At 67.7% G+C, this 24,603-nt stretch carries 30 protein-coding genes; 16 read left to right on the top strand and 14 right to left on the bottom strand.

The window, feature by feature from the left end:
• Positions 1-26: 26 nt before the first annotated feature.
• Positions 27-503 carry a DUF5797 family protein gene (locus tag EAF64_RS11810; RefSeq protein WP_129069202.1) on the bottom strand — a complete coding sequence of 159 codons (477 nt, stop codon included), beginning with the start codon at positions 501-503 and terminating at the stop codon, positions 27-29.
• 92 nt (positions 504-595) lie between these two features.
• On the opposite strand from EAF64_RS11810, the gene EAF64_RS11815 reads away from it, so the two are divergent.
• From EAF64_RS11815 to EAF64_RS11835, 5 genes are all read left to right on the top strand, one after another.
• Positions 596-1,369 (top strand): enoyl-CoA hydratase/isomerase family protein, encoded by a 774-nt coding sequence (locus EAF64_RS11815; RefSeq protein ID WP_129069203.1) that lies wholly within the window; start codon positions 596-598, stop codon positions 1,367-1,369.
• Between the two features lie 143 nt (positions 1,370-1,512).
• Positions 1,513-2,409, top strand: a complete 897-nt coding sequence (locus tag EAF64_RS11820) for a GAF domain-containing protein (protein ID WP_129069204.1) — start codon at positions 1,513-1,515, stop codon at positions 2,407-2,409.
• Positions 2,406-3,062 (top strand): DUF7504 family protein, encoded by a 657-nt coding sequence (locus tag EAF64_RS11825; RefSeq protein ID WP_129069205.1) that lies wholly within the window; start codon positions 2,406-2,408, stop codon positions 3,060-3,062. The genes EAF64_RS11820 and EAF64_RS11825 overlap by 4 nt, the downstream gene beginning before the upstream one ends.
• Positions 3,063-3,136: 74 nt before the next feature.
• On the top strand, positions 3,137-3,895 hold the full coding sequence (locus tag EAF64_RS11830) for an SDR family oxidoreductase (protein ID WP_129069206.1): 759 nt from the start codon (positions 3,137-3,139) through the stop codon (positions 3,893-3,895).
• Positions 3,896-3,940: 45 nt separating this feature from the next.
• Positions 3,941-4,315: a hypothetical protein gene (locus EAF64_RS11835; RefSeq protein WP_129069207.1), complete on the top strand. Its 375-nt coding sequence runs from the start codon at positions 3,941-3,943 to the stop codon at positions 4,313-4,315.
• Positions 4,316-4,335: 20 nt separating this feature from the next.
• On the opposite strand, the gene EAF64_RS11840 is transcribed toward EAF64_RS11835, so the two are convergent.
• From EAF64_RS11840 to EAF64_RS11850, 3 genes are read right to left on the bottom strand one after another with little or no spacing between them, the layout of a single operon-like run.
• Positions 4,336-4,839, bottom strand: coding sequence for a Mut7-C RNAse domain-containing protein (locus EAF64_RS11840; protein WP_227738957.1), 504 nt, complete (start codon positions 4,837-4,839; stop codon positions 4,336-4,338).
• Complete coding sequence (polX, locus tag EAF64_RS11845; protein WP_129069208.1) at positions 4,836-6,578, bottom strand: DNA polymerase/3'-5' exonuclease PolX; 1,743 nt, start codon at positions 6,576-6,578, stop codon at positions 4,836-4,838. The genes EAF64_RS11840 and polX overlap by 4 nt, the downstream gene beginning before the upstream one ends.
• 36 nt (positions 6,579-6,614) lie before the next feature.
• Positions 6,615-7,064: a DUF5788 family protein gene (locus EAF64_RS11850; RefSeq protein ID WP_129069209.1), complete on the bottom strand. Its 450-nt coding sequence runs from the start codon at positions 7,062-7,064 to the stop codon at positions 6,615-6,617.
• A 119-nt stretch (positions 7,065-7,183) separates the two neighbouring features.
• On the opposite strand from EAF64_RS11850, the gene EAF64_RS11855 reads away from it, so the two are divergent.
• Positions 7,184-8,125, top strand: coding sequence for a rhomboid family intramembrane serine protease (locus EAF64_RS11855; protein WP_129069210.1), 942 nt, complete (start codon positions 7,184-7,186; stop codon positions 8,123-8,125).
• A 3-nt stretch (positions 8,126-8,128) separates the two neighbouring features.
• Positions 8,129-8,938 carry an endonuclease V gene (locus EAF64_RS11860; protein ID WP_129069211.1) on the top strand — a complete coding sequence of 270 codons (810 nt, stop codon included), beginning with the start codon at positions 8,129-8,131 and terminating at the stop codon, positions 8,936-8,938.
• Positions 8,939-8,949: 11 nt separating this feature from the next.
• On the opposite strand, the gene EAF64_RS11865 is transcribed toward EAF64_RS11860, so the two are convergent.
• On the bottom strand, positions 8,950-9,729 hold the full coding sequence (locus EAF64_RS11865; RefSeq protein WP_129069212.1) for a creatininase family protein: 780 nt from the start codon (positions 9,727-9,729) through the stop codon (positions 8,950-8,952).
• Between the two features lie 118 nt (positions 9,730-9,847).
• Here EAF64_RS11865 and EAF64_RS11870 point away from each other — a divergent pair, with 118 nt between their 5' ends.
• The 3 genes from EAF64_RS11870 to EAF64_RS21010 are packed head-to-tail and all read left to right on the top strand — an operon-like array spanning position 9,848 to position 12,233.
• Entirely contained in the window at positions 9,848-10,675 is an 828-nt protein-coding gene (locus EAF64_RS11870; RefSeq protein WP_129069213.1) for an SDR family oxidoreductase, read from the top strand.
• Entirely contained in the window at positions 10,672-12,000 is a 1,329-nt protein-coding gene (locus tag EAF64_RS11875) for a glycerate kinase type-2 family protein (protein ID WP_129069214.1), read from the top strand. Before EAF64_RS11870 ends, EAF64_RS11875 begins: the two co-directional genes overlap by 4 nt.
• 56 nt (positions 12,001-12,056) lie before the next feature.
• Positions 12,057-12,233, top strand: a complete 177-nt coding sequence (locus tag EAF64_RS21010) for a hypothetical protein (RefSeq protein ID WP_193767663.1) — start codon at positions 12,057-12,059, stop codon at positions 12,231-12,233.
• Here EAF64_RS21010 and EAF64_RS11880 read toward each other — a convergent pair.
• From EAF64_RS11880 to EAF64_RS11885, 3 genes are all read right to left on the bottom strand, one after another.
• Positions 12,230-13,333 (bottom strand): ArsA family ATPase, encoded by a 1,104-nt coding sequence (locus EAF64_RS11880; RefSeq protein WP_129069215.1) that lies wholly within the window; start codon positions 13,331-13,333, stop codon positions 12,230-12,232. The genes EAF64_RS21010 and EAF64_RS11880 overlap by 4 nt on opposite strands.
• 90 nt (positions 13,334-13,423) lie before the next feature.
• Complete coding sequence (locus EAF64_RS21420; protein WP_170845305.1) at positions 13,424-13,579, bottom strand: DUF7563 family protein; 156 nt, start codon at positions 13,577-13,579, stop codon at positions 13,424-13,426.
• A 67-nt stretch (positions 13,580-13,646) separates the two neighbouring features.
• On the bottom strand, positions 13,647-16,160 hold the full coding sequence (locus EAF64_RS11885; protein ID WP_129069216.1) for an ATP-dependent DNA helicase: 2,514 nt from the start codon (positions 16,158-16,160) through the stop codon (positions 13,647-13,649).
• Between the two features lie 148 nt (positions 16,161-16,308).
• Between EAF64_RS11885 and EAF64_RS11890 the strand changes: the two genes are divergently transcribed.
• Complete coding sequence (locus EAF64_RS11890; RefSeq protein WP_129069217.1) at positions 16,309-17,382, top strand: hypothetical protein; 1,074 nt, start codon at positions 16,309-16,311, stop codon at positions 17,380-17,382.
• A gap of 13 nt (positions 17,383-17,395) precedes the next feature.
• Here EAF64_RS11890 and EAF64_RS11895 read toward each other — a convergent pair whose 3' ends face one another.
• Positions 17,396-18,502, bottom strand: a complete 1,107-nt coding sequence (locus tag EAF64_RS11895) for a pyridoxal phosphate-dependent aminotransferase (RefSeq protein WP_129069218.1) — start codon at positions 18,500-18,502, stop codon at positions 17,396-17,398.
• A 118-nt stretch (positions 18,503-18,620) separates the two neighbouring features.
• On the opposite strand from EAF64_RS11895, the gene EAF64_RS11900 reads away from it, so the two are divergent.
• Genes EAF64_RS11900 through EAF64_RS11910 form a run of 3 tightly spaced genes read left to right on the top strand, consistent with a single transcriptional unit; the run spans position 18,621 to position 20,158 of the window.
• On the top strand, positions 18,621-19,061 hold the full coding sequence (locus EAF64_RS11900) for a hypothetical protein (RefSeq protein ID WP_129069219.1): 441 nt from the start codon (positions 18,621-18,623) through the stop codon (positions 19,059-19,061).
• Positions 19,062-19,099: 38 nt separating this feature from the next.
• Positions 19,100-19,618 (top strand): CinA family protein, encoded by a 519-nt coding sequence (locus EAF64_RS11905; protein ID WP_129069220.1) that lies wholly within the window; start codon positions 19,100-19,102, stop codon positions 19,616-19,618.
• A gap of 45 nt (positions 19,619-19,663) precedes the next feature.
• Positions 19,664-20,158 carry a metal-dependent hydrolase gene (locus EAF64_RS11910; protein WP_129069221.1) on the top strand — a complete coding sequence of 165 codons (495 nt, stop codon included), beginning with the start codon at positions 19,664-19,666 and terminating at the stop codon, positions 20,156-20,158.
• Positions 20,159-20,162: 4 nt separating this feature from the next.
• On the opposite strand, the gene EAF64_RS11915 is transcribed toward EAF64_RS11910, so the two are convergent.
• Positions 20,163-20,897 carry a PHP-associated domain-containing protein gene (locus EAF64_RS11915; protein WP_129069549.1) on the bottom strand — a complete coding sequence of 245 codons (735 nt, stop codon included), beginning with the start codon at positions 20,895-20,897 and terminating at the stop codon, positions 20,163-20,165.
• Between the two features lie 138 nt (positions 20,898-21,035).
• Here EAF64_RS11915 and EAF64_RS11920 point away from each other — a divergent pair, with 138 nt between their 5' ends.
• Together EAF64_RS11920 and EAF64_RS11925 are read left to right on the top strand one after the other, a co-directional pair.
• A complete protein-coding gene (locus tag EAF64_RS11920; protein ID WP_129069222.1) occupies positions 21,036-21,341 on the top strand; it encodes a DUF7565 family protein in 306 nt (101 codons plus the stop codon).
• A gap of 82 nt (positions 21,342-21,423) precedes the next feature.
• Positions 21,424-21,825, top strand: coding sequence for a hypothetical protein (locus EAF64_RS11925; RefSeq protein ID WP_129069223.1), 402 nt, complete (start codon positions 21,424-21,426; stop codon positions 21,823-21,825).
• Positions 21,826-21,827: 2 nt separating this feature from the next.
• On the opposite strand, the gene EAF64_RS11930 is transcribed toward EAF64_RS11925, so the two are convergent.
• The 4 genes from EAF64_RS11930 to ftsZ form a co-directional block, all read right to left on the bottom strand.
• Complete coding sequence (locus tag EAF64_RS11930; RefSeq protein ID WP_129069224.1) at positions 21,828-22,589, bottom strand: potassium channel family protein; 762 nt, start codon at positions 22,587-22,589, stop codon at positions 21,828-21,830.
• Positions 22,590-22,734: 145 nt separating this feature from the next.
• On the bottom strand, positions 22,735-23,172 hold the full coding sequence (locus EAF64_RS11935; protein ID WP_092689341.1) for a transcription elongation factor Spt5: 438 nt from the start codon (positions 23,170-23,172) through the stop codon (positions 22,735-22,737).
• 1 nt (position 23,173) lies between these two features.
• The gene (locus EAF64_RS11940; RefSeq protein WP_092689343.1) at positions 23,174-23,350 is read right to left on the bottom strand and encodes a protein translocase SEC61 complex subunit gamma; all 177 of its coding nucleotides are present in this window, start codon (positions 23,348-23,350) and stop codon (positions 23,174-23,176) included.
• Between the two features lie 92 nt (positions 23,351-23,442).
• Positions 23,443-24,600: a cell division protein FtsZ gene (ftsZ, locus tag EAF64_RS11945; protein WP_129069225.1), complete on the bottom strand. Its 1,158-nt coding sequence runs from the start codon at positions 24,598-24,600 to the stop codon at positions 23,443-23,445.
• Between the last annotated feature and the right edge of the window lie 3 nt (positions 24,601-24,603).

A 24,603-nucleotide genomic window follows, 5' to 3' on the forward strand; every position in this document is an offset into this window, starting at 1 on the left:
CGCGGCGAGAGCTGCTGCGTCGGCGATCAGTCGAGTTCTTCGACGGTGAACTCCTCGCGAGCCATCGCCAGTCGAAAGGTGGGGACCGTCCGCTGGATTCGCTCGGCGATACCCTTGTCCGAGAGACTCCGGAGGGCGGAGCGTACGTCGTCGACCTCGGGGTCGTGGCCGGCGTCACGGAGGTCGTGGAGGACCGAGACGACGCTCTGTGACCGGTCCTCGGGACCCGCCAGTACGTCGATCACGGCGGCCTGCAACGGCGGGACGCGGAGGATCCGTTCGCCCTCGGGATCGTCGGCTCCCACGAGCGCAGCAGCGTCCTCGGTGGCACAGATCAGGCTGTTCTCGTCGCGGTAGTAGTACTCTTTCAGTTCCGATTCGAGATACTGGTGGACCTCGCTACCGCTCTCCAGGTCCCACCGGTCCTGGAGTTCGGCGTTTTTCGTCGGCTGGAGCGCGACGACCTCCGCGAGTCGCTCGCGGGCCTCCTCCGAAAGCGTCATCGACCGACGCTACACCGAGCACGTATTTTGATGTTCTGCATCGGGCCGGACGCGGGGCCAGCGCTTATTTCCACGCCCGCCGGAGAGGGGCTATGGACTGGGACACAGTCACCCTCGACCACGAGGACGGCATCACGACCCTCACCGTCGACCGCCCCGACCGCCTGAACGCGCTCAACGTCGAGACCCTGGACGCGATGGACGAAGCCCTCGACGAAGCCGAGGCCCTCGACACGCGCGTCCTCGTCGTCACGGGCGCGGGCGAGGACGCCTTCGTCGCCGGCGCGGACATCGCCTACATGAAAGACATGGGCGTCGAGGCGGCACAGGACTACGCCGAGACGGGCCACGACGTCATCAATCGGGTGGACACCTTCCCCGCGCCGGTGATCGCGGCGGTCAACGGCTACGCGTTCGGCGGCGGCTGTGAACTCGCGCTGGCGGCCGACATGCGCGTCGCCAGCGAGCGCGCGGTACTGGGTCAGACAGAGATCGACCTGGGGATCGTCCCGGGCTGGGGCGGGACCCAGCGACTCGCCCGACTCGTCGGCGACGAGAACGCCCGCCGGCTCGTCTTCTTCGGCGAGCGCGTCGACGCCGAGGACGCCGACCGCCTCGGACTCGTCGGCGACGTGGTCGCCCACGATCAGCTGGACTCGTTCGTCCACGACATGGCCGAGGACCTCGCGGAAAAGCCCGCCTTCGCGCTCCGGACCGCCAAGGAAGCGCTCAACCAGGTCCACCGGATGCACCTGGACGCCGGCCTCCAGTACGAACAGCGCGTCTGGAGCGGCCTCTTCGGCCACCCCGACCAGCGAGAGGGCATGGCGGCGTTCGTCGAGGATCGCGAACCCGAATTTCAGTAGCGATAGCAGGAATCGCCTTCCGAGAGCGCCTGCACAGCCATTCGCCTCGTAGAACGCGAAATTAAGGGCTCCCGTCGGCCACAGAAATTATATATGATAATTGGACGGCGAGGTACTTACGACACCGAGTACACTAGAGTATCATGAGTCAAAGAACAGTCCTCTGTGTCGATACGGCGCCGGACGTAGAGACTATTTCTACGGCGGTGTCTACAGAGGAGAGTCTGACGCCGGTCGAAGCGACGAGCGTAACGGAGGCGACGGAGTTCGTCGAGTCGGAGGCGGTCGATTGCGTCGTGACGGAGTACGACCTCGAAGACGGGAGCGGGCTGGAGATCGTCGGTGCGCTGCGCGAGGAACAGCCACAGACGCCGGTCGTGCTGTTCACCGGGACCAGACCGGGCGAGATCGACACGGCGTCGTTCGAGGAGATGGTCGTCGAGTACCTGAACCGCGACCTGCCGGACGCGGCCGACCGGCTCGGGTTCGTCGTCGACGACGTAATCACCCACAGCGCACAGGTGGGCTTTCTCGCCCCGGACGACGAGGGGTCACGTCTGGAGGCGCTGTCGGAGTACGACGTGGACGGAATGCCTATCGAGGAGAGTTTCTCGCGGCTCACCGATCTGATCGCGAGTCACTTCGACGCGGCCGTCGCCTTCATCGGCCTCATCGAAGAGGAGAAAGAGGACTTCCTCGCGTGTACTGGCGCCGACTGGGACTCGCTGACGCGGGAAGACACGATCTGCACACACAGTATGCTGCAAGAGGACGTGATGGTAGTCGAAGATATCAACGAAGACAAACGGTTCGCGAACAACGACAAGCTACAGAATCTCGGCATCGTCTCCTATGCTGGCGCGAACATGACGACCGACGACGGACAGATCATCGGGCAGGTGTGCCTCATCGATCACGAACCACGGCACTACGACGAGGCACAGAAGCAGGACCTGCAGGACTTCGCCGATACGGCCATGGAGATTCTCGATCTCAGACAGCAGTTGCTCGACGCGCGGACGGTGGAGGTCGACACATGAGCCTGACCGCCGGGTCGGACTTCACCGTCGATTCGCTCGGCCTGGACGCCATCGACGGCGGGACGAGCGTCCTCCTCACCGGCGAGGACAGCGACGCGCTCGAAGCCGTCTTCTACCGGCTGACCGCGCCCCAGACCGACGAGATAGCGGTCCTGCTGGCGACCGACGCCGCCGGCCGCTCGGTCAAGCAATCGCTGAGTCGGGCCGAGCGCGGTGCCGACGACAGAGCGGCCCTCCTCACCTGTGAAGGACCGGCGCAGGGCGACGACGTGCGGACGGTCGACGACGTGAGCGACCTGACCGGCCTCGGGATGGAGTTCTCGACACTGCTCGCAGAGGCGACCGGAGAGGTCGACGACTTCCGGGCCGGCATTCTGCTGTGTTCGACGATCATGGGTGAAGTCGAAGACACCCGGTCGGTCTACCGGTTCCTCAACTCGAACTTCCTCTCGGAGTTACGTCGGAGCAAGGCTCTCGGCGTCTGTGCCGTCGACACGAGCGCGGACATCGGCAGCGACGTAAACAGTACGATCACCGGGATGAAGACGTCGTTCAGCGCCCACGTCGAGGTCGAGAGTACGGGCCGGAACCAGGCCAGGCTCGACGTGTCGGACCTTCCTGGCGACGACGACGCTGTCGACGTGTCCTGGTGACGGGACCGCCCGGCCACTGTCCGGATTGCCCCGGCCGCCACGTTTAGGCGGTTGAGACTCTGCTGTTCTCGCGCATGTCGACGACTCCCCACGACCTCGACGGCGACGTCGCACTGGTAACTGGCGCGTCTTCCGGTATCGGCCGCGCCACAGCGAAGACACTGGCCGACGCCGGCGCGGCGGTCGCGGTCACCGCACGTCGAACCGAACGCATCGAGACCCTCGCCGAGGAGATCGAGAGCGAAGGCGGCGAGGCCCTGCCGATCACGGCCGACGTGACCGAGACCGACGACGTCGAGCGCATGATCGAGCAGACACGCGAGGAACTCGGCGGCCTCGACATCCTGGTCAACAACGCGGGCGTGATGTTGCTCGCCCCGGTGATCCGCGCCGACCTCGAGGACCTCCAGCAGATGCTCGACGTGAACCTGATGGGTCTCATGGCTGCCACCCGGATGGCCCTGCCCGGAATGCTCGAACAGGACAGCGGGCACATCGTCAACGTCTCCTCGGTCGCGGGCCGACGGGCCAACGAGACCTCGGGTGGCTACTCCGCGACGAAGTTCGGCGTCAACGCGTTCTCCGAATCACTCCGGAAGGAGACGGCCGACAGTGGCGTCCGCGTGACCGTGATCGAACCCGGTGCGGTCGACACGGAACTGGGCCAGCACATCCCCGACGAACAGGTGATGGAACGCATGGCCGAGATGGTCCAGGACATGACCGTCCTCCAGCCCGAGGACATCGCCTCGGCGATCCGCTACGCCGTCACCCAGCCCCCGCGGGTGAGCGTCAACGAACTGCTGGTCCGCCCGACCGACCAGCAGTCCTGAGCTGCCCGGCACGCATAAATGATCTCCAGTCTGTATTTTTACTTGATGACTAATCAGCAGTATCAGGAACTCCTCCAGCTGGTCCGTGGCCGAGCGGGCGAGGCCTTCCGGGCAGCGCTGAAGTACGACGATCGCGACTGGACGATGCTGTACGTCCGTGACGACGTGGCGACCGAGGAACTGCGGGACGTGCTGAATACCCTCGTCGGCCGGGCGCGGAACAGTGAGCCGGTCGCCACCACCGACGTGTACCGGGGTGTCGGCGAGACACAGGCGACCGTCGAGCTCCACGAACGGGCGGCCCTGCTCCACCTCCGGCAGACCAACACCCGCGGTGTAGTGGTCTCGCTCGATCGGGACATCGCCCAGGGACTCGGTCACTTCGTCAATCGCTGTAACAGCGTTCTGGGCGGTCTGTAGCCACTGGCACCCCGCGGCCACTACAGTTCGGCCAGCGTCTCGGCCACGTCCGCCCAGTGGCTTCCCTTCCAGAAACACTGCTCGCAGTCGCGACACCGACAGACGTGCGTCTCGGCGGCGTCGGGTGCGTACTCCGGCGTCGACGACTCGCCGTCGACGGCCCTGACGACGCCGTTACACCGGCTACACCGCACCGGTCGGTCCGGTAGTTCGAGACGGAAGTCGGCCCGACGGAGTTCCCGTAACTGCTCGACCGGGTCCCGGGCCGTCACCAGGACGGAGTCGTCAGTCCGGGCGGCCAGTCCCCGGTCCCTCGTCAGCAGGGTTCGACCCTCCGCCCGCGAGAGCGCGAGGATACGGTCGTCGGCCTCCAGGCCCCGATCGAGCGCGTAGACGGCGTCGTACCCGCACATTCGGAGGAACGTGGCGAGTTTCCCCAGCATCACGTCCAGCACGAGGCGGTCGTGAGCGCGGAGCGGGCCGTCCCGTCCGTCGTCGTCCGAATCGTGTGGTCGCCCCGTCACAGTCCCAGGAACTCGCGGAGACCGTCGGCGTCGCGGGCGTTCACCACGTCGTCGGCCTCGGCCCAGCCGCGACGTGCGGTGTGGACGCCGTACCGGACGTATTCGAGCGTTCCGGGCTGGTGGGCGTCGGTGTCGACGGCGATGCTCGCGCCGGCGTCGAGGGCGGGCTTGACGAGACCGCCGTCGAGGTCGAGCCGTCTCGGGTCGCTGTTGCTCTCCAGTGCGACGCCTTCGGCCGCGGCGGCCCCGGCGAGACGCTCGATGTCCACGTCCAGCCCCCCGCGCTGGTTGAGGAGTCGGCCGGTCGGGTGTCCAAGGACGTCCACTTCTGGGTGTTCGACGGCAGTCACGAGCCGGTCGGTGCCGTCGCCGTCGAGTCCGACGTGTGGCGAAGCGACGACCAGGTCCAGTTCCGCGAGTACGTCGTCGGCCACCGACACGGAGCCGTCGGCCCCGATGTTCGCCTCGACGCCCGCGAACAGGTCGACCGCCACGTCGTCGTCGACGGTCCGGATCTCGTCGATCTGCTCGCGCAACTCGTCGTCCGAGAGGCCGACGCCGCCGACCATCCCCGGTCCGGTGGCGTGGTCGGTGATCGCCAGGTAGTCGTGGCCGAACTCGGCCGCGCCCTCGGCCATCTCCCGGATCGTGTTGCCCCCGTCGGACCACTCGGTGTGGGTGTGGAGGTCGCCCCGCACGTCGCCTTCGTCGAGCAGGTCAGGGAGGTCACCGTCGGCGGCGGCCGCGATCTCGCCGCGGTCCTCGCGGAGTTCCGGCGGAATCGGGGGCAGGTCGAGTGCGGCGTACATCTCTTCTTCCGTCGCGCCGCCGACGCGCTCGCCGACCCGCTGGCCGGAGTCGGCATCGTCTACCTCTGACACGTCGAAGACCCCGTACTCGTTCATCTTCAGATCGCGGTCGATGGCGCGGTTGCGGAGCCGAACGTTGTGGTCCTTGCTCCCGGTGAAGTACTGGAGTGCGGCCCCGAACTCGTTTTCGGCGACAACGCGGAGGTCGACGCGGAAGTCGTCGACCCGGAGGCTGGCCTTGCTCTCCCCGGCCTCGATCACCGTGTCCGCGGCGTCCCAGTTCGCGAACGCCTCGACCACGGCGTCGGCGTCGTCACTGCCGACCAGCACGTCCACGTCACCGATGGTGGGCCGCCAGCGCCGGATCGAGCCCGCCAGCTCCACCTCGGCGGCCGCGTCGACGCCGGCCAAGAAGTCCCGGACGCGGTCCCCGTAGGGTCGGGCCTCCCCGAGCAGTTCCCGTTCGTGGGCCTCCCGGGCGAACGCGATGCCCTCGCGGATGTTCTCCTCGGTCTTCTCGCCGAATCCCGAAAGCTCCTGTATCTCGCCGTTTTCCGCGGCGTCTTCGAGGTCGTCCAGCGTCGTGATCCCGAGCGTCTCGTAGAGTGTGCCCACCGTTTTCGGGCCGACGCCTTCGACGCTCGTCAGCGCGGCCATGTCGACGGGGAGCTCGTTGCGGAGTTCGTCGAGTTCCTCGATCCCGCCGGTCTCGAAGTACTCGACGACCTTCGAGGCGATGGCGTCGCCCACACCGTCGATCGCTTTCACCCCGTCCTCGCCCTCGGCCGCGAGGTGTTCGACGGCGGGGGGGTGGCCGCGGATGTTCTCGGCGGCACGGCGGTACGCACGGGGCTTGTACTCCACGTCTTTGGCCTCCAGCAGGTCGGCGAACTCCTCCAGGAGACCGGCGACCTCCGCGTTGCGGCTCATTGCGTGGAGGTTGGGCGGCCCAGGGTATCAAAGTGTTCAGCGACCCCGCCCCACACCCACGCCGCTGCTGTCATCTTCGTGTCCCAGCGCCTTCTTGAGGAACTTCGTCCAGCGTTTCTTGTCCTGGGCCGCCTGCAGTTCGGCCTCCTTCTCGAGGTCGGTCGGGCCGAGGTTCTCCAGGGCGTTCAGCGCGCGGTCGATGCCGATGATCGCCCGAGCGATCTCCTCGCCCTCCGCGAAGGTGATGTCCTCGTCCTCGATCCGCTGTTTGCGCTGGAGGCGTTCCCGACGGAGGTTTTTCTTGGCCTGCTCGACCCGTTCGCGTTCGCCCTTCGGAACCGTGTCGCGGCGCTTGATCTCGAAGACGAAGGTCTGGAGGTCGATGGACTCGCCCTGCACCTCGATCTCGTCGGGGATGTCGGCCCCGACGGTCGCGCCCTCGCGCTCGATCCGCTCGAGGAGCTGTTTGCGCTGGAACTCCTGCACGGTCGCGTCTGGGGTCGCGACCGACAAAACGTTCTCGGACGCTCGCGGCGCAATCGGCCGTGCACGGCCGTCGGGGCGGTGGGGAAGACCTTTCCGGGGGCGTGCCCTACCCCGCCACAATGGCGAAGTGCGACGCGTGTGGGAAAGAGGAAAATATGCCGTATCAGTGTCGCCACTGCGGGGGGACCTACTGCGGCGACCACCGCCTCCCCGAGAATCACGGCTGTCCGGGCCTGGAGAACTGGAACGACCCCAGCGGCGTCTTCGACAGCGGCTTCGACGACACCGTCGACGGCAGCGGCGGTGGCGGCTGGGGCGGGTCGTCGAGTTCGAGCGGCGGCGTGCTGGCGAAACTCGGGATCGATACCGGCCCCGGCGGGATGCTGGGCTACTTCCGAGGGAACGTGACGTACCTCTTCCTCGGGATCATCTGGGCCGTCTTTCTCCTCGAACACGTCGTGCTTCTGACGCTCGGCGGTCGGGCCTTCGAGGCGCTGTTCGTCATCTCACCGACCCATCCGGAGTACGTCTGGACGTGGGTCACGTCGATCTTCTCCCACCAGCCGTTCAGTCTCTTCCACATCGCGGGGAACAGCATCGTGATCTACTTCTTCGGCCGGATCGTCGAGCAGTACGTCGGTTCCCGGGACTTCGCGCTGCTCTTCCTCGGGAGCGGCATCCTCGCCGGCCTGGGACAGATCGCGATCCAGGCCTACCAGGGCAATCCCGTGGGTGCGCTCGGTGCCAGCGGTGCCGCACTCGCGATCATGGGCGTGTTGACGGTGCTGAACCCGAACCTCAAAGTGTACCTCTACTTCCTGTTGCCCGTTCCGATCTGGGTCATCACCATCGGCTACGCCGCCCTGAGCGCGCTCGGCATCGTCGGTGGCGTCGGCGGCGGCATCGCCCACGTCGCCCACGCCGTCGGCCTCGTGATCGGCCTGCTCTACGGCCAGCGGGTCAAAGACAAGCTCAGCGCCCCCGGACAACTCCAGCTCGGCGGCGGCATGCGGCGCGGGCCCGGTGGCCCCGGCGGCCCCGGTGGTCGCGGTCCGTTCTGACCGATGGAGCCCGTCCACCCCGAGTTCGTCCCGGACGCCAGTCTCGACCGCGACGAGATGGAAGCCCTCCAGCGCGAGATCGCCACAGAGGCAGTCTTCGACGACGACTTCGCCCTCGATCCGAGCCGCGTCTGTGCCGACCGCGAAACCGGCCAACAGGAACTCGGCGCAACCGGGAGTGAGGAGAGCGCCGCAGGAGACGCCCCCGTCGTCGTCGGCGTCGATCAGGCCTTCCTCGACGACGACCGCGCGGTCTCGGCGCTGGTCGCGTTGCGGGACGGCGAGGTGATCGAACGCGCCCACGCGGTCGCGCCGACCGAGATTCCGTACATCCCCGGCCTGCTCTCCTTCCGTGAGGGCGGCGCGATCCTCGCGGGCTTCCGGGAACTCTCGGTCGAACCCGACCTCGCCGTCTTCGACGGGAGCGGTCGCATCCACTTCCGGGAGGCCGGGCTGGCGACCCACGTCGGGGTGACGCTGGACGTGCCCAGCGTCGGCGTCGCGAAGAACCTGCTCTGTGGGCGGCCAGTGGCATCGACGGACGGATTGGCCGAGGGCGACCGAGTCGCCATCGAAGCCGACGGGGACGTGACCGCACCCGACGGGACGGTCATCGGTTACGCGGTCCAGTCCCGGCAGTACGATTCGCCGAACCGATACGTCAACCCCCTGATCGTCAGCCCGGGCCACCGCGTCGGGGCCGAGACGGCCGCCGACCTCGTGCTCTCGTGTTCTGCGGGCTACAAACTCCCCGAACCGACGCGACTGGCCGATCAGTACGCCGACGATCTCAAGGCCGAGGTCGGGGACTGAGCGGGGGCGCGCTACTGCTCCCGTTCCCGGACGTGCGGTTCCGGCATCAACTGCTCGAACGGTTGGTCGTCGAGCCAGTCACAGAGTTGCACCAGCTGGTCGCTGGCGGCCGCGAACAGTTCGCTCCCCTTCTCCGGCGTGGCGTCGGTCTGGTCGCCCAGCACGCCGTTTTCGGTGTTGTCCGCCGCGTCGTAGAAGGTGGTCGCGCCGTGGACGGCCATGTCGTCCCACTCGACGAGGCCGCCGTCGCGGGCGGCTTCGAGGCGGTCGTCGTGGACGAGTTCGTTCGCGATGTGCATGATCATCGCCGTCTCCTTGGGGCCGCCGTGGGGCCCGTTGTGGGTGAAGAGGTCGTCCACGAGGTCGGGGATGGACTCGTCCCACATCCACTCGATGGCGTAGGCGGTCTCTGTCTCGTGGAGGCGGCGACCGACCTCCCGGAGGTGTTCGACGTTGCCGCCGTGGGCGTTGACGTAGACGATACGGTCGATGCCGTGGTAGGTGAGGTTCCGGGAGAAACTCTCGACGTAGTCCCGGAAGACTGGGGCGTCGACCCACATCGTGCCGTGGAACTGGCGGTGGTGGGGCGAGACGCCGACGTTGATCGTGGGGGTGCAGAGGTAGCCGGTCCGCTCGGCGGCCTCACGGGCCAGCGCCTGAGCGATCAGGTGGTCGGTCCCCTCGGGGAGGTGGGGGCCGTGCTGTTCGGTCGAGCCCAGCGGGACGATGGCCAGCGACTCCGCTTCGAAGTACGTGCCCAGATCGGGCCACGTCTCGTCTGCGAGGTACATCCTGTCGATTGCAGGGACCCCGACCCCAATAGCCTGCCCATTCGAGCGGCGAGCGGGCGGCTCCGACGGTCGGAGAAAATACTCACAATTTAACAGCGACCCGGGCGAGGCGACCGGTATGGAAGACAAGACGGTGCTGATCACGGGGGCGTCGTCCGGGATCGGCCGCGCGACGGCACAGACGTTCGACGAGGAGGGGTGGACGGTCTACGCCACGGCGCGTGACACGGACGACATCGAAGACCTGGCCGAGGCAGGGTGTGAGACACAGGAACTCGACGTGACCGAGCCCGAACACGTCGAGGCAGCCATCGAGCGCGTCGTCGAGGACGAGGGCCGACTCGACTGTCTCGTCAACAACGCCGGCTACGCGCAGTTCGGGCCGCTGGAGGACGTGCCGACCGACCGCGTCCACGACCAGTTCGACGTGAACGTCTACGGCCCACACCGGCTGATCCGCGAGGCCCTGCCCCACATGCGCGACCAGAGTGAGGGGACCATCGTCAACGTCTCCTCGGTCGCCGGCCGGATCGCCACGCCGGGGATGGGCGTCTACAACGGGTCGAAGTTCGCCCTCGAAGGGCTGACCGACGCGCTCCGGGGCGAGATCGACGAGTACGGCCTCGACGCGGTGCTGATCGAACCTGGGCCCGTCGACACGAACTTCGACGAGCGCGCCGACGAGGAACTGGAGGACGGCACCGAGCGCTCGGGCGCGTACGACTCCATCTACGCGTTCTACGAGGAGGGGCAGACCTTCGGCGGCACGAGCGCGCTGGCGGTCCCGCCGACGGACGTGGCCGAGACGATTCTGGAAGCGACCTGTTCGCCGGACCCCGATCCGCGCTACCCGGTCGGACCGCTCGCGAAGTACTCCTCGCTGCTGCGGTTCGTCCCGGATCGCCTGCGCGACGGGGTGTACCGACTGGCCAAGAAACTCGCGTGATCGACGACCGCGACGGCCTCGCACGGACCCCCACGCACGACCTGGCGCTGTCCTGCGTCGAGGCGGGCATCGAGGCCGCCCGTCCCGAGCGGGTGGTCCGGGATTCGCTCACGGTCGAGGGCGACCAGCTTCGGGTCGCGGGGGACCTGCTCGACCTCGGCGCGTTCGAGCGCGTGATCGTCCTCGGCGGCGGGAAGGCCGCTGCACAGGTCGCGGCCGCGCTGGAAGCCGTCCTGGGCACCCGCCTCGACGGCGGCGTGGTCGTCACCGACGACCCCGTCGAGACAGAGCGGGTCACCGTCCGCGAGGGCGACCACCCGGTCCCGAGCGAGCGCGGCGTCGAGAGCGCGCGAGCGGTCCACGAGGCCGCCGCCGACGCGGACGCGGACACGCTCGTCCTGGCGGTCCTGACCGGCGGCGGGAGCGCGCTCCTGCCCGCGCCGGCCGACGGCCTCACGCTCTCGGACCTCCAGGACGTGACCGAATCGCTGCTCTCGGCGGGTGCACCCATCGCGGCGGTCAACGCCGTCCGGAAGCACTGCTCGGTAATCAAAGGGGGCCAGTTGGCCCGCGCGGTCGCCCCCGCCACAGTGGTCACCCTGCTGTTCTCGGACGTGGTCGGCGACGACCCATCGGTCATCGCCAGCGGACCGACCGTCCCGGACCCGACGACGTTCCGGGGTGCCCAGCAGGTCCTCGACGACTACGACGTGGACGCGCCCGAAGCCGTCCGCGAGCGGATCGAACGCGGCGTGGCCGGTGAGATCGCGGAGACGCCCGACGCCGGCGAGCCGGTCTTCGAGCGGGGTCGGACGCACGTGCTCACGAACGGGCGGACGGCCATCGAGGCGGCCCGTGGCGTGGCGGCCGACGCCGGATTCACGCCGCTGGTTCTCGCCGCGGGGATCGAGGGCGAAGCCCGCGAGGTGGCCCGAACTCACGCGGCGGTGGCCCGGGAGATCCGCGAGTGCGGTGACCCCGTCTCGCCGCCCGCAGTCGTCCTCTCGGGCGGGGAGACGACGGTCACGGTCGACGGCGACGGTCGCGGCGGCCCCAACTGCGAGTTCGCGCTGAGCGCGGCCCGGTCGATCCCCGCGGGGGCCGTCCTCGCCGCGGTCGACACGGACGGCCGGGACGGAGCGAGCGGCGCGGCCGGCGCACTCGTCGACGCAGGGACGGTCGACGACGACGGGGCCGCGAGCCGGGCGCTCGCGAACAACGACGCGGCGACGTATCTGGACGACCGGGACGCCCTGCTCCGGACGGGGCCGACGGGGACGAACATCAACGACCTGCAGGTGCTGGTCGTCAACGACGACGAGTAGGACGGCGACCGACTGGGTTTCGGGCGACTTTTGATCCGCCGGGGACAATGGAGGGCATGGACTTCGATCTGCAGAAAGCGGTGCTGGGACTGCACGTACTCGTCGGGATGGTGTTCGTGGGGCTGGGAGTCCAGAACTTCGTCAGCGGCCGGCAGATCGGCCTCGTCTTGAACGGTCTGCTCGGCCTGCTCATCATCGGCATGGGCGTCGGCGTCTCGCGGCTGGTCGACTAGTCGAGACAGGCCGCGACGACCCGCAACAGGTTCTCCCCGCGCACCTCGTCGGCGAACAGCGGGACGCGTTTCACGTCGTGGCCCCGGAACAGATCCTGCGCCTCCGTGAGCGCGTTCTGCTGGACCTGCCACCGGCGCTGGCAGAACTCGCAGTCGTCCAGGTCCGGCGAGACGAACCAGTCGCCCTCCACGTCGGCCACGTCGGCCAGGTCCTGCATGACGCGGTTGACGACGACGGTCTCGACGGGCACCCCGAACGAGTCCAGTCGGTCGAGCAACCGCTGGGACTCCATCACGCTCAGTTCCTCGGGGACCATCACGATCCGGAAGTCCGTCTTCGCCGGGTCCCGCAGGACAGCCCGGAGCCGCTCGATACGCTCGCGCAGTACCTCCAGATCCTCCATGTCAGCGCCCTGGTCGTCGTCACCGCCGCCGAAGGGCAGGGAGTCGAACAGCCCGCTGAGTCGCTGGCGCAGTTTCAGCAGGCGGCCCATCATCGAGTCGAGCAGTTCCGGCAGTTCGAGCAGGCGAAGGGTGTGGCCCGTCGGCGCGGTGTCGACGATGACCCGGTCGAACCGTTCGTCGTCCATGTACTCCAGCAGGAGTCGCATCGCCGCCGCCTCGTCCATCCCAGGCATCGGGCCGGCGAGGGGGTCGGCGGCCGTGGCGTCGTCCTCGGCACCGGGACCGGCACTGCCCGCCTGCTCGCCCTGTCCACTCATGCCGCCCATCGGCCCGCCGCCGCCGAGCAGTTGGCCCAGGCCACCCATCCCACCGAGGCCGCCCTCGGCGTCGAAGGGGCCGTCGCCGACGGCCTCCTCGGGGTCGATCTCGGCGGCGTAGAGGGGAACGTCCTCGCGGATGCGTTCGGGATCGGCTGGAATCGTCGTCTCCAGGGTATCGGAGAGCGAGTGTGCGGGGTCGGTCGAGACGACGAGCGTGGCGGTACCGTCGCGGGCGCTTGCCAGCGCGGTCGCGGCTGCCATGGTCGTCTTCCCGACGCCCCCTTTCCCGCCGTAGAGGACGTAGTCGGCCGCGTCGACGCCTGTCGGGACGGCCGTCTCGTCGATCTCCTCGACGGCCTCGACCTCGAGATCCATATCTACCGGTTCGTCGGGGGACTTGTGTACCCGTCGGTCCGGCGTGGCGACTGGCGGGAGCCGACGGGCGACGAAAAGCGAGAAAGGGAGTCAGGACCGCGAGGAGCGCGCCTCGCGGACGTCGTTGCCGTCCCTGATCTTGTCCTCGCAGTTGGGACAGACACGCGGTGCGTCGAGAGTCTCGGGCGTGAACACCCGGACGTACGCCTCAGTCACGAAAGAACCGCAGTTCTGACACTCAGGCATCCGACTGAAAGCGGGGAATCACGCCACATATGCTTTCTGAAACGAAGTCGTGTCGTGGACGGTTCGCTCACTCCGGCAGGTCGTGGTCACCCCAGAACGAGTCGAACTGGTGGGAGAGGAAATCGGGCGTCATCCGGACGAATTCGCGGCGCTCGGCGGGCGAGAGGTACTCGTGGACGGAGTGGACGGCGTCGTCGGTGTAGCGTTTGCCGACCAGCATGCGGACGCCCACTTCGTCGCTCCCCCGGATGACGCGGCCGATGGCCTGTCGCGCGCGCCGGACCGCGGGCACCGTCAGCGCGTACTCGAAGGCCACGTCGTCGCCGAACGCGCGGCCGTACGCCGCCTGGACCGCGCGGACCCGTGGTGACCCGATGTTGACCAGCGGGACACCGACCACCGCGCAGGCGTGGAGTTTGTCGCCGTCGTAGTCGACGCCCTCCGTGAGGGTGCCGCGCGTGCTGGTGACCAGCACCTTCCCGGGGCCGGCGAAGAACTGCCCTTTGAGTTCGTCCGTGGCCTCGTTGCTCGAACTCTCGTCCACGAGGACCGGCTTCTCGACCACGTCCCGGAGGTAGCTGCCGGCCCAGGCGGCCTCACGGTAGTTCGGCATCGCGATCATCACGTTGCCGGGACTGCGGGCCACGGTGCGGAGGACCTGCTCGTACTCGTCGCGGGTGCGGTTGTCGTGGTCGCGGACGGGATCACCGCGGTTGCGGGCGGTGTAAGCCGTCGCATCGACGAGCCAGCTCGCCCGGTTTTCCTCGGGGAAGGTGAGCCCGTAGGATCGCGTCTCGACGGGGCGGCCGGGGTCGTCCTCGGAGGCCGCCAGCCCACCCGTCCCGGTCGCTTCGATGGCGTCGAGTCCCGAGACGCGGGTGAACACGTCCAGCGGCTCCAGTGTCGCGCTCATCAGGACGCCACCGCCGAGTTCGTCGAAGATGGTCCTGAGCGCCTGGGCGGGCATGCAGTCGAACAGCAGGAGCCCCGCGGTGTAGACTTCCTGCCAGGGGGTGGCGGTCGCCCCGGTCTCCGAGGGAGAGTGTTCGAGTTCGATCTCCCGAAACGCGGTGGCGTGATCGCGCTCGTACCAGTTGCCCATCACCGCGCCCACGGCGGCCGCGACGCACTGACGACTCTCCCCGAGCTCGTCCAGCGTCGTCTCGACGGCGGTCCCCACCGCCGCCAGCGAGCGCCACAGGTCGCCGCCGTAGCCCTCGCGTTCTGCCCACTCGGTCAGGTCGTCGATCTCCTCTGTCTCGGGGTCCCGAAGCGGGACTTCCGTGTCCTCTTCGGGGAGCGAGCGGAGGTCCTGCTCCCAGCCGCGGCCGAACTCCGAATCGAGGTGGGCGGTCACGCGGTCGTCGAGCCAGCCCACCACGTCGTCGTAGAACTGTCGGGCCGTGGCGACGGCCTCGCGGGGCACGTCGTGGCTGGCCAGCCGGTCGTCGACCTCGCGCTCGTGCTCGCGGCTCTGGTTGGCCAGCTGGAGCAACTGGGCGCAGTCGTTGCGCGCCCGGACCAGCGTGTGCCGCCCCACGCGGTCCGAGAGCAGGTCCCGGACACGACCCTCCAGCCTGTGGGCCTCGTCGACGATGACGAAGGTACTCTCGTCGAGGACCTGCGACAGGAGGGGGCGCGAATCGGGGTCGAACAGGTGGTTGTAGTTGCCGACCACCACGTCGGCTTCGCCCAGCAGGACGCCCATCGCGCGGTGTGGGCAGGTGCCGTGGGCGACGGACTCGGGCAGGAACTCCGTCGAGGTGAGGACGTTGTCCTCGCCGTCGGTGAAGTCGACGGGCGAGCCCTTGTTGCGGGCGTACCAGTCGGCCTCGAAGGGACAGTACAGCGGCGGGTCGTCGCCGTCGACCATCTCTTCGGGCGCGCGTGGCTGTTCGCGACGGTACGGTGACTCCTCGCCGGCCGTCTCCAGGCGGTCGTCGGCCATCGTATTGAACTGTTCCGGGTCCCGCCGGGCGGCTTTCGCGAGGTCGGCCCCGCGTTTCGGGTCCCACCACTGGTCCTCTTCGTCCGCGTCCCCGCCGACGGCGGCGTCGGTCGCGGCCCCGCTGTGCGTGTCGGTGCCGCCGTCGGCCTCGACGAGGTGGGCGGTGTCCTCACGCAGGTCTTCACACCGGTCGTGGACGGTGGCGTCCCGGGGGAACAGGTCCTCCCGGCCGTAGGGACAGAGGTCACGTTTGCCCACGAGGGCGATGCCGTCCAGCGGATCGTCCAGCCCCGAGTTGACGACCCGCAGGTCCTCGACGAACTGATCGAGTTGCTGTTTGACCGGCGTGACGACGACGACGCTCTCGTAGTCGTCCTCGCGGACGAGGGTGGTCGCGGCGGTCAGTGCGGCCATCGTCTTGCCCGTCCCGCAGGGCCCTTCCATCGCCAGGTAGCCGTTCTTCCGGCCGACCTCGATAGCCGCCTCGACGGCGTCGGGCTGGTTCGCGTAGGGCTCGTCGTACCCGAAGTACGTCCGCCAGGATGGCTCGTCGGCGTCGTCCCCGTCCCCGCCGCTGTCGGTGGTCGCGGACGCCGGGCCGGTTTCGGTCCCGGTTCCCTCGCGGTCGCTCATTGCCAAAAGGTGGGGGCGGCCTCGGGTATGAACCCCCGGATTCCCGCTCGGAATCGATCACCGACGATAGTCGCGATCGGTTCGGGGCTATTTCCGAGCCAGCAACCGTGGTTCGGCTTTTATTCAGCCAACGGGCGTACCGTCGGGTATGAATCGACGACGATTCGTGACAGCGCTGGGAGCCGGGGGTGCCGTCGTCCTCGCGGGCTGTACTCAGGGCACCGACGGCAGCGACGAACCGACCGAAATCGACACGTCGACCGACGTGGCGACCGGGACCGGGACGGAGCCGACCGGCGACCCCGCGAGTGTCGTCGAGACGTTTCTCACTGCGGCCGCCGCAGGCGATCGGGAGCGGGCCATCGAACTCCTGCACTCGGACCACCCGATGCATCCGGACAACGTCGAGAACGACACGGAGTTTCGGCTCGACACCGATATCGGGAGCGTCGAGCGGGTCAGGACGGATGTCGAGACACAGGCGGCGACGGCCGAGGACGCCAGCTCGATCACCGGGACCGACTGGGTCTTCGAGGATGGCGAACTGGCCACGCTCCTCGACGGGCGCGACGCGGTGATCGTCTCGGCCCGGCCGGCCAGTGGGTCGCCGGCGTACCGCTCGCTCGTCGCGACCGACGACGGGGCGTGGCGGATCCTCTGGCAGGGCATCGAGACCGGATCGGCGTCCGACCCGCCGGCGCTCCACCCCCGAATCGTCGACGAAGTGACGTTCGCGGACGACGGGCGCAGTGCCGAGGTCCGGTTCGCCGGATCGGCTCCGGAGGGTCTCGTGACGGTCAGGTCGACGGTCGCGGGCGACGAGGTGTCGGCCGAGTCGCCGGCCGAAACTGGATCACTGGCCGTCGACCTCGACCCAGACGGCGACGAGGTGGCCGTAACCGCGACCGTCGACGGGGAACGGCGTCCGGTCTACCGGCAACGGACTGGCACGATGCGTATCGTCGACGAGATTCGCGTCCGGGTTCCCGACGACGAGAACAACCCGTGGGGAACGACCGCGCGGGTGGTGCTGGCCGACTTCGAGAGTGACGGGTCGCTACGGGCCGAGGCAACGCGTTCCGGCGGCGAAAACACCATCGAGCCAGCGGGGGCGGCGAACTACGTCGTCGTACAGATCGACGCCGAGGGTGACGAGCTGGTCGTGACCCTGACGGAAGACGGCGGGAGCGAGGAAGTTCACCGGGAGCGCGTCTCCCCGTGACCGACGGAGATCGCTACCCGTCCGAGAAGTAGTCGGCCAGGCGCTTGGCGGCTTCTTCGGCTCGCGGTGTCACGAGGGCGAAGCGGAACCAGTCGGTCCGGGACTCGCCGAAGGCCGCCCCGGGCATCCCCGCGACACCCGCCTCGTCTATCAGGCGCTCGACGTTCTCCATGGTGCCCGGGAAGTCCTCGAACCGCGCCATGACGTAGAAACTCCCGTCGGGCGTGGTGTATTCTGCACCGGCGGCGTCGAGGGCATCGGTGAACGCGTCGATCCGCGAGCGGAGCATCGCGCGACTCTCGGCGTAGTAGTCCGGCGGCGTCTCCCGGAGCGCCCGATAGACGGCGTACTGGGCCGGCCGACTGCTGGTGACGTTGGTCAGCATGTGTCGAGTCCGGAACCGGCCGACCAGCCACTCCGGGACGATAGCGTACCCAACCCGGAACCCCGTAATCGCCAGCGACTTCGAGAAGGCGTTGGTGACGATCCGGTGCTCGGAGTCGACCGCGAGCGCGCTGGTGAACTGCCTGCTGTAGTCGAAGTGGTCGTACACCTCGTCGCTCACCAGCAGGGCGTCGCAGGTCTCGGCGATGTCGACCAGTTCCCGGATCGTCTCTTCGGGGTACACCGCCCCGGTCGGGTTGTTCGGGCTGTTGACGACGATCACCGCGGTGTCCTCGCTCGCCACCGCCCGAACCGCGTCGGGGTCGAGCCGGCCGTCGTCGTCGACCGTGACGTACCGGGCCCGTCCGCCCAGTAGGTTCGTCCGCCCGGCGTAGTACGGGTAGACCGGGTCGGTCAGGAGCACCTCGTCGCCGGCGTCGCGGGTCAGCCCCTCGGCCATCGCGAGGTGGTTGGCCTCGCCCGCGCCGTTGGTGACCAGCACCTGTTCGCGGTCGACGTTCCGGCGGGCGGCGATCTCCTCGCGCAACGCCAGCAGGCCCTCGCTGGCGGGATACTGGAACTGCTCGGGATCGCCCTCGGCGTACTCGATCAGCCCCTCGCGGAGCGCCCCCGGCGGCTCCCAATCGGGATTCCCGCTCACCATGTCGATGACGTCCCCCGCCGCGGCGTCCGCGTACTGCATGACGCGGAAGAATTGCGGCCGCTCGTAGTCCATAGGATCACTGTGTGGCCCCGAACCCTGTGTCTTTCCAACTCCGACGACGACCTGTCAGTCCGTGATGTCACCTCTCGGCAAATTGATTTATCACCGATGATCGACTCCATCGATAGCTATGAAGGAGCCGTCGATCAGCCGGAAACCCTCGAAGACCCACGTCCTCTGGACGAGCGACGAAGCAAACGGGATCAAACGGTTCGACGGCGACCACTTCCGGAAGTGGTGTCGCCACTACGGCTACGAGTTCGAGACGTACTCGCGGGCCGACCACGACCGGGCCGAGGAGTCCCGGACCCAGTACCAGTGCGTGTTCGCCACCGGCTCGGGGGAGGGAGACACCTTCGAGGTCGACGGCGAGACCTGGGACATCCGGACCAGCGAGTCACCGCGAACCTTCGTCGAGATCGACGAGGAGGGGATCATGCGCGTGCAGGGCTGGTCGACCGAGCGGATCGTCGACGTGGCCGAACTCTGTCACGAGGGGCCGGAACTGTACATCGCGGCCGTCGGCGACGGGGACAACCTGCACCTCGATACGCGCGACCTGACGAAGTGACCGCGGAGTTCTTTGTCGGCGCGGCCGTCGCTCCCTGCATGCGCGACTTCGCCTCCGACCCACCGATCGAAGCGACGGTGGGCGACCGGCTCCGCGAGGCCGACCACACCGTCGCCGTCGCCGAGGGCTGTACCGGCGGGCTCGTGGCGACGCTGTTGACGGCTGCGCCGGGCGCGAGCGACTACCTCGACAGAGCGCTGGTCCCCTACTCCTACGACTCCCTGCGCGAGTTGCTGGCGCTCGACCGCGAACTGCTCGACGAACACGGCGTCGTCAGCGAGCCAGTCACACGCGACCTCGCCCGGGCCGTCCGCGATACCGCGGGAACGACCTGGGGACTCGCAACTGCCGGCGTCGCCGGCCCGGAGGGAGGCACGCCCGAGAAACCCGTCGGCACCGCGTTCGTCGCCGTCGCCTACGCCGGCGAGTGGGGGACCGGGACCTCGACAGCCAGCGTCGAGCGCTACGAGATCGACGGCGACCGCCGAGCGGTCCGGGAGCGGGTCGCACGGCTGGCGCTGTCGGACCTGGACAGTCACGTCGCCGACCGCGTATGACGGGACGGGAAAACCTTTGAAGCGGCCGGACCTGCCCCCGGACGGATGAACAAAGAGGGCCACGTCCTGAACGCCGTACTCTTGAGCATCGGCCTGGGGTACATCCTCGAACCGGCCGGTGACTTCTCGACGTTCCGAACCATCGCCGAAGTGACGATTCCGATCACGCTGGGTGCGCTCTTTCCCGACGTGGACACGGCCTTCGGTCGCCACCGGAAGACGCTCCACAACTTCCTCGTGCTGGGTATTTTCCTGGCCTATCCGTTCGTGTTCGACAACCTCCAGTTCGTCTGGCTGGGCGTGTTGACCCACTACATTCTGGATCTGACCGGCAGCAAGCGGGGACTCGCACTCTTCTATCCCTGGGACGAGGAGTTCGGACTCCCCGTCGGCGTCGCCACCTCCAGTAAGTACGCCAACCTGGCGACGCTGATCATCACCGGCGTCGAGTTGCTGATCGCGGGACTGCTGGTGTTCTACGCTCCCGCGTACGTCCCGCAGGAACTCATCGAGCACGGCACGACGGCGCTGGGCGCCTGAGATTTCAGTACAGTCGCACGTCGTCGAACTCGTCGCTGTACGCGATGTGGCCTGGATGGGTCGGCTCGGTCCCCTGCAGGTAGATCCGGTCGAACTTCTTGTACGTGTTCTCCCAGAGCAGGTGGGACAGTTCCGTCTTGCAGCGCAACGTGTGTGAGAGGCCGTCGCGGTGGAAGACCCGTCGACCTGCACCCGCCTGCAACGCGGTCACGAGGTCCGCAGTGCTCTCGATGGGCGTATCGAACCTCGTCCAGACCTCGCCGATGGTCTTCGGGAGGTGGGCGTACGAAGAGGCGAAGGCCGGCAGATCAGTCTCGCGGGCGATCTCGCGGGCGCGTCGGTTGTCCCGGTCCAGGTGTTTCGGGTTGTACACCTCGACGGCGTCGATCTGGTCGCGGTACTCCCGGATCCGGTCGATGTCGAGACTCACCGTCAGGAACTCCGGGTGGGGCACGAGGACGGCAGCGTTCTGTCGGTCGAGTTCGGCCATAGTGCCTTCGAGGGTCAGAAAGTCAGGGATCGGATCGGTGAGGCCGACGGCGAGGACGTGCCGGCGCGACCGCCAGTCCCCGGTGAAGAGTTCACGGGCCGGGATCACGAGCAACTCGTCGTCGGAGTACGCTCGTGCCCGTTCCTCGATGTCCGGAAGACGCTCGAAGTGAGGCGCGTACACGAGTGCGTCCAGTCCGCGAGCCTTCGCCCGGCGGACTACCTCGTCGTCGAGGATCTTCACGTGCATGTCGACCCGGAACCCGTCGTCGGTCGCCCTACCGGCCATACTCGTCCGAGGATATCGCCGGTCGGGTCATATGGATTCTGGTTTCACGCGGTCGAGACTGGCGAACGTTTTTATCCGTTGCCCGACTGCATCAGGTCGATGCCACATTGGGAGTGTGCGATCGAGGGCGATACGGATCGGTTCGACCGCGTCGAGGACCTCATCATCCACCAGGCGACCGAACACGACCGCATCGAGTGTCAGGTCTGTGGCACCGTCCTCCCGGACGGGTACTTCGCCATCCGCCACGCCTTCGACGAACACAGCCGCGCCGAGTACGTCCGCGCCTACGACGCCACCAGCGACGAGGTGCGCCGCCGCGAGAAGGTCAAGGAAGCCATCGAGGAGAACGCCGACATCAACGAAGTCATCGACCGGCTCGAAGGCAACGGCCGCACCGCTTGATCCCCGGCCGCTCGCGCACCCGGTTTTCCGTCCCGGAAGTCGCGCGTCGGCTTTTATCAGCGTCGCGGCCCACACGTCGACCGTGCCCTCCCACTCGAACGACGCCCGGAGTACGCTCTGGGACCGCGCGACCGCCCAGCACAACGTCGCCATCTACGCCGCCATCCTCGTAGCCGTCCCGACGGCCTACGGTTTTCACACACTCCTCGACGCCAGCGGCGGCGACTTCCTCCTGTTGATGACGCTCGCCGTCGGCGTCCCGACCGCCTACAGGGACAACTGGCCGGTCTACGACCGGACCTGGAAGACCGTCGCGTGGGTGCTGGTCGCCTGTACCGTCGCGACCGCCGCGTTCGCTGGCCTCTTCCTGGCCGGAACGACAGTGCTCGCGCTCTCGCCGGTTCCCGCCAGCGTCGGTGCGTTCCTCGTGACCGTCGGCGGTGTCCACGCGGTCCCGTTCGTGCTGTGCGGGCGCGGGGACTGACCTCAGAGTCCGTCGACCACGTCGGACCCGCTGACGACCTCCGGAATCACCACCGTGTCCGCACCGGCGCGCCGGGCGACCGACTCGTAAGTCTCGTCGCCGACCCGGACGACCAGGGCCGCGTCGGGCGCGAGCTGGCTCGTCACGATGGCGATCTGGATCGTCACGTTCGAGTCGTCGATGGCCGCCACCACGGCGCGAGCGCGGGAGACGCCGGCTCGTTCGAGGACGTCCTCGCGGCGCGCGTCGCCCTCGATGACGAGCGGTTCGTCGCTGGCTGCCTCGACCACCGTCGAGTCCGATTCGACGACGACCACGTCCTCGCCGCGCCGCCTGAGTCGCTGTGCGACCGTCCGTCCGAACATCCCGTAGCCACAGATCACGACGTGGCCCGAGAGGCCCTCGATAGTCTGTTCCGTTTGCACGCGTCGTAGTTCCTCCCGAAACTGCCCGCCGAAAACCGTGTCCAGGACCGACTCGCCGATCCACAGCCCCGACGCGATCAGGCCCGAGAACACGACCAGCGCGAACCCCTTCGTGACCTGCTCTGGTCCGGAGTGGTGCTGGAAGTGGAGTTCGATGCTGGTCGGATCCAGGAGCCAGAAGGCCGCGTCGACGGGCGATATTCCGGCGAGCACGACGAATCCGACGATACCGACGGTCCCCGTCACGACGAAGAGTCCGATCGGCACCAGCGCGGCGCCGATCCGACCGCGGACCGACCCGACCGTCCCGGACACGCCCACCGCTAAGGACCCGACCATAATAAATTATCATGATGTATAGTCGGTCGCGGAGCGCGGGTTGATAGCGGACGTCGGTGGCACGGTCCCACCGCCTGTCGCCGCGGTCGCCGGTGGTCGTGATTTTCGGGGACGGCGGATGAAGAAGGCCGCTCGTTCGCAGTCGCTAGCGTTCCTCCGAGTCCAGCACCCGGATCTGATCGCCCCGCACGGTCACCGGAATCGGGACGGTCGCTTCGTACAGTTCGACGGTGACCTGATCTTTGGACTCGTCGATACGCTGGACCTGTGCCTTCTCGCCCTTGAACGGGCCGGCGATGAGCTCGACGATGTCGCCCTCGGCGATCCCCTCCACGTCGGGTTTCGGCGAGAGGAAGTGTTCGACTTCGGCGATGGAGCTTTTCCCCTGAACGACCCCACGCATGTGCGGAATCTCGTCGGAGATGCGCTCGAAGACGGCGTCGTCGTCGGCCTCGACCATCACGTAGCTGGTGAGGCTGTCGGGCGCGAGGGCGGCGTGGATCGACGGCTCCTCGCGGTTCATGATCATGTCCGCGACGGTGCGTTCCTGGCTGGCCGTGGTTTTGACAGCGAAGATACCCATGTTAGACTGGAGGGTTCGTAATGAAGCTCATCAGCAGGAAGATGACGAATCCCATCAGACCGACCAGACCGATCCCGGCCCCGGCGATCTTGGCGATCTGGGAGAACTCTTCCCACGACGGCGTGCTCGCGAGCTTCAGCACCCGAACGTAGGAGGTGAGGTCGTACGGTACTTGCATACCCGGGTGTAGCCCCTGCCCCTTTTTCTATCTATTGGTGCGAAACGGAAACAGAAACCGGAGATGCGGCGACCCCGGAGGCGAGCGCGGGACTACTCCACGTAGTCGATGTCGTCGCCGAGGTTCTCGGCGGCCTGTTCGACCTCGGTCTCGTTTTTGCCGTAGATCTGCGGACTCTCGACGCCAGTGACGACGATCATGGTCTCCATCTTCCCCTCGAACTCCTGGTTGACCGACGCGCCCCAGATGATCCGGGCGTCGGGGTCGATCCGGTCGTAGATCTCCTCGACGACGCCCTCGGCCTCTTCGATGGACATGTCCGGGCCACCGACGACGTTGACCAGCGCGGAGTTGGCGCCGTCGAACTCCACGTCGAGCAGGGGCGATCTGAGCGCGGACCGGATCGAATCCTGGGCCTTGTTCTCCGAATCGGACTCCCCGAGCCCGATCATGGCGACGCCACCGTTCTCCATGATCGTCCGAACGTCGGCGAAGTCGACGTTGACGAGGCCGGGCTTGGTGATCAGTTCGGTCATGCCCTTGACCGAGCGCATCAGCACGCGGTCACAGATCTTGAACGCGTCCTGCAGGGGCATCGAGGGGGCATAGTCGAGCAAGCGGTCGTTCGGGACGACGATCACGGTGTCGGAGACGGCGCGCAGGCGTTCGAGGCCGGCGTCGGCGTTGGCCCGCCGGCGCTCACCCTCCGCGGTGAACGGGATCGTCACGATGGCGATGGTCAGCGCGCCGGCCTCTTGTGCGGCCTGGGCGACGACCGGAGCCGCGCCCGTCCCGGTCCCGCCACCGAGACCCGCCGTCACGAACACCATGTCCGAACCGTCGATGGACTGCTGGATGTCCTCGATGTTCTCCTGGGCGGCCTCCTCGCCGATCTTGGGGACCGACCCCGCCCCGCGACCGCCGGTGCGTTTCTTGCCGATCAGAATCTTGGTGTCCGCTTTCACCTCGTCGGCGAGGTGCTGGGCGTCCGTGTTCGCGGCGACGAGTTTCGCGCCGTGAATGCCCTCCTCCATCATCCGGGTCACGGTGTTCCCGCCTGCACCGCCACACCCGACCACGGTGATTTTCGTTTCGAGATCCTTGACGACGCTCGCCAGTTCCTCGTCCGTCATCTGTCCCGACGTCGAGACATCCTCGGCCGCCGTCGTTCCGCCCGTCTCGGTCTCCTCGGGTGCCTGTGCCGACTCCTCCTCGCTCTCTTCCATGGCGTCGTTAATAATGGAGTCCATATT

It is taken from the genome of Halorientalis pallida, from assembly GCF_004118325.1.
Taxonomy (GTDB): Archaea; Halobacteriota; Halobacteria; order Halobacteriales; family Haloarculaceae; genus Halorientalis; species Halorientalis pallida.

Excerpts from the sequence above, each read along its gene's own strand:
- EAF64_RS11810 (WP_129069202.1), bottom strand. The coding sequence starts at position 503 with ATGACGCTTTCGGAGGAGGCCCGCGAGCGACTCGCGGAGGTCGTCGCG.
- EAF64_RS11815 (WP_129069203.1), top strand. The coding sequence starts at position 596 with ATGGACTGGGACACAGTCACCCTCGACCACGAGGACGGCATCACGACC.
- EAF64_RS11820 (WP_129069204.1), top strand. The coding sequence starts at position 1,513 with ATGAGTCAAAGAACAGTCCTCTGTGTCGATACGGCGCCGGACGTAGAG.
- EAF64_RS11825 (WP_129069205.1), top strand. The coding sequence starts at position 2,406 with ATGAGCCTGACCGCCGGGTCGGACTTCACCGTCGATTCGCTCGGCCTG.
- EAF64_RS11830 (WP_129069206.1), top strand. The coding sequence starts at position 3,137 with ATGTCGACGACTCCCCACGACCTCGACGGCGACGTCGCACTGGTAACT.
- EAF64_RS11835 (WP_129069207.1), top strand. The coding sequence starts at position 3,941 with ATGACTAATCAGCAGTATCAGGAACTCCTCCAGCTGGTCCGTGGCCGA.
- polX (WP_129069208.1), bottom strand. The coding sequence starts at position 6,578 with ATGAGCCGCAACGCGGAGGTCGCCGGTCTCCTGGAGGAGTTCGCCGAC.
- EAF64_RS11855 (WP_129069210.1), top strand. The coding sequence starts at position 7,184 with ATGGCGAAGTGCGACGCGTGTGGGAAAGAGGAAAATATGCCGTATCAG.
- EAF64_RS11860 (WP_129069211.1), top strand. The coding sequence starts at position 8,129 with ATGGAGCCCGTCCACCCCGAGTTCGTCCCGGACGCCAGTCTCGACCGC.
- EAF64_RS11865 (WP_129069212.1), bottom strand. The coding sequence starts at position 9,729 with ATGTACCTCGCAGACGAGACGTGGCCCGATCTGGGCACGTACTTCGAA.
- EAF64_RS11870 (WP_129069213.1), top strand. The coding sequence starts at position 9,848 with ATGGAAGACAAGACGGTGCTGATCACGGGGGCGTCGTCCGGGATCGGC.
- EAF64_RS21010 (WP_193767663.1), top strand. The coding sequence starts at position 12,057 with ATGGACTTCGATCTGCAGAAAGCGGTGCTGGGACTGCACGTACTCGTC.
- EAF64_RS11880 (WP_129069215.1), bottom strand. The coding sequence starts at position 13,333 with ATGGATCTCGAGGTCGAGGCCGTCGAGGAGATCGACGAGACGGCCGTC.
- EAF64_RS21420 (WP_170845305.1), bottom strand. The coding sequence starts at position 13,579 with ATGCCTGAGTGTCAGAACTGCGGTTCTTTCGTGACTGAGGCGTACGTC.
- EAF64_RS11885 (WP_129069216.1), bottom strand. The coding sequence starts at position 16,160 with ATGAGCGACCGCGAGGGAACCGGGACCGAAACCGGCCCGGCGTCCGCG.
- EAF64_RS11890 (WP_129069217.1), top strand. The coding sequence starts at position 16,309 with ATGAATCGACGACGATTCGTGACAGCGCTGGGAGCCGGGGGTGCCGTC.
- EAF64_RS11895 (WP_129069218.1), bottom strand. The coding sequence starts at position 18,502 with ATGGACTACGAGCGGCCGCAATTCTTCCGCGTCATGCAGTACGCGGAC.
- EAF64_RS11900 (WP_129069219.1), top strand. The coding sequence starts at position 18,621 with ATGAAGGAGCCGTCGATCAGCCGGAAACCCTCGAAGACCCACGTCCTC.
- EAF64_RS11905 (WP_129069220.1), top strand. The coding sequence starts at position 19,100 with ATGCGCGACTTCGCCTCCGACCCACCGATCGAAGCGACGGTGGGCGAC.
- EAF64_RS11910 (WP_129069221.1), top strand. The coding sequence starts at position 19,664 with ATGAACAAAGAGGGCCACGTCCTGAACGCCGTACTCTTGAGCATCGGC.
- EAF64_RS11915 (WP_129069549.1), bottom strand. The coding sequence starts at position 20,897 with ATGCACGTGAAGATCCTCGACGACGAGGTAGTCCGCCGGGCGAAGGCT.
- EAF64_RS11920 (WP_129069222.1), top strand. The coding sequence starts at position 21,036 with ATGCCACATTGGGAGTGTGCGATCGAGGGCGATACGGATCGGTTCGAC.
- EAF64_RS11930 (WP_129069224.1), bottom strand. The coding sequence starts at position 22,589 with ATGGTCGGGTCCTTAGCGGTGGGCGTGTCCGGGACGGTCGGGTCGGTC.
- EAF64_RS11935 (WP_092689341.1), bottom strand. The coding sequence starts at position 23,172 with ATGGGTATCTTCGCTGTCAAAACCACGGCCAGCCAGGAACGCACCGTC.
- EAF64_RS11940 (WP_092689343.1), bottom strand. The coding sequence starts at position 23,350 with ATGCAAGTACCGTACGACCTCACCTCCTACGTTCGGGTGCTGAAGCTC.
- ftsZ (WP_129069225.1), bottom strand. The coding sequence starts at position 24,600 with ATGGACTCCATTATTAACGACGCCATGGAAGAGAGCGAGGAGGAGTCG.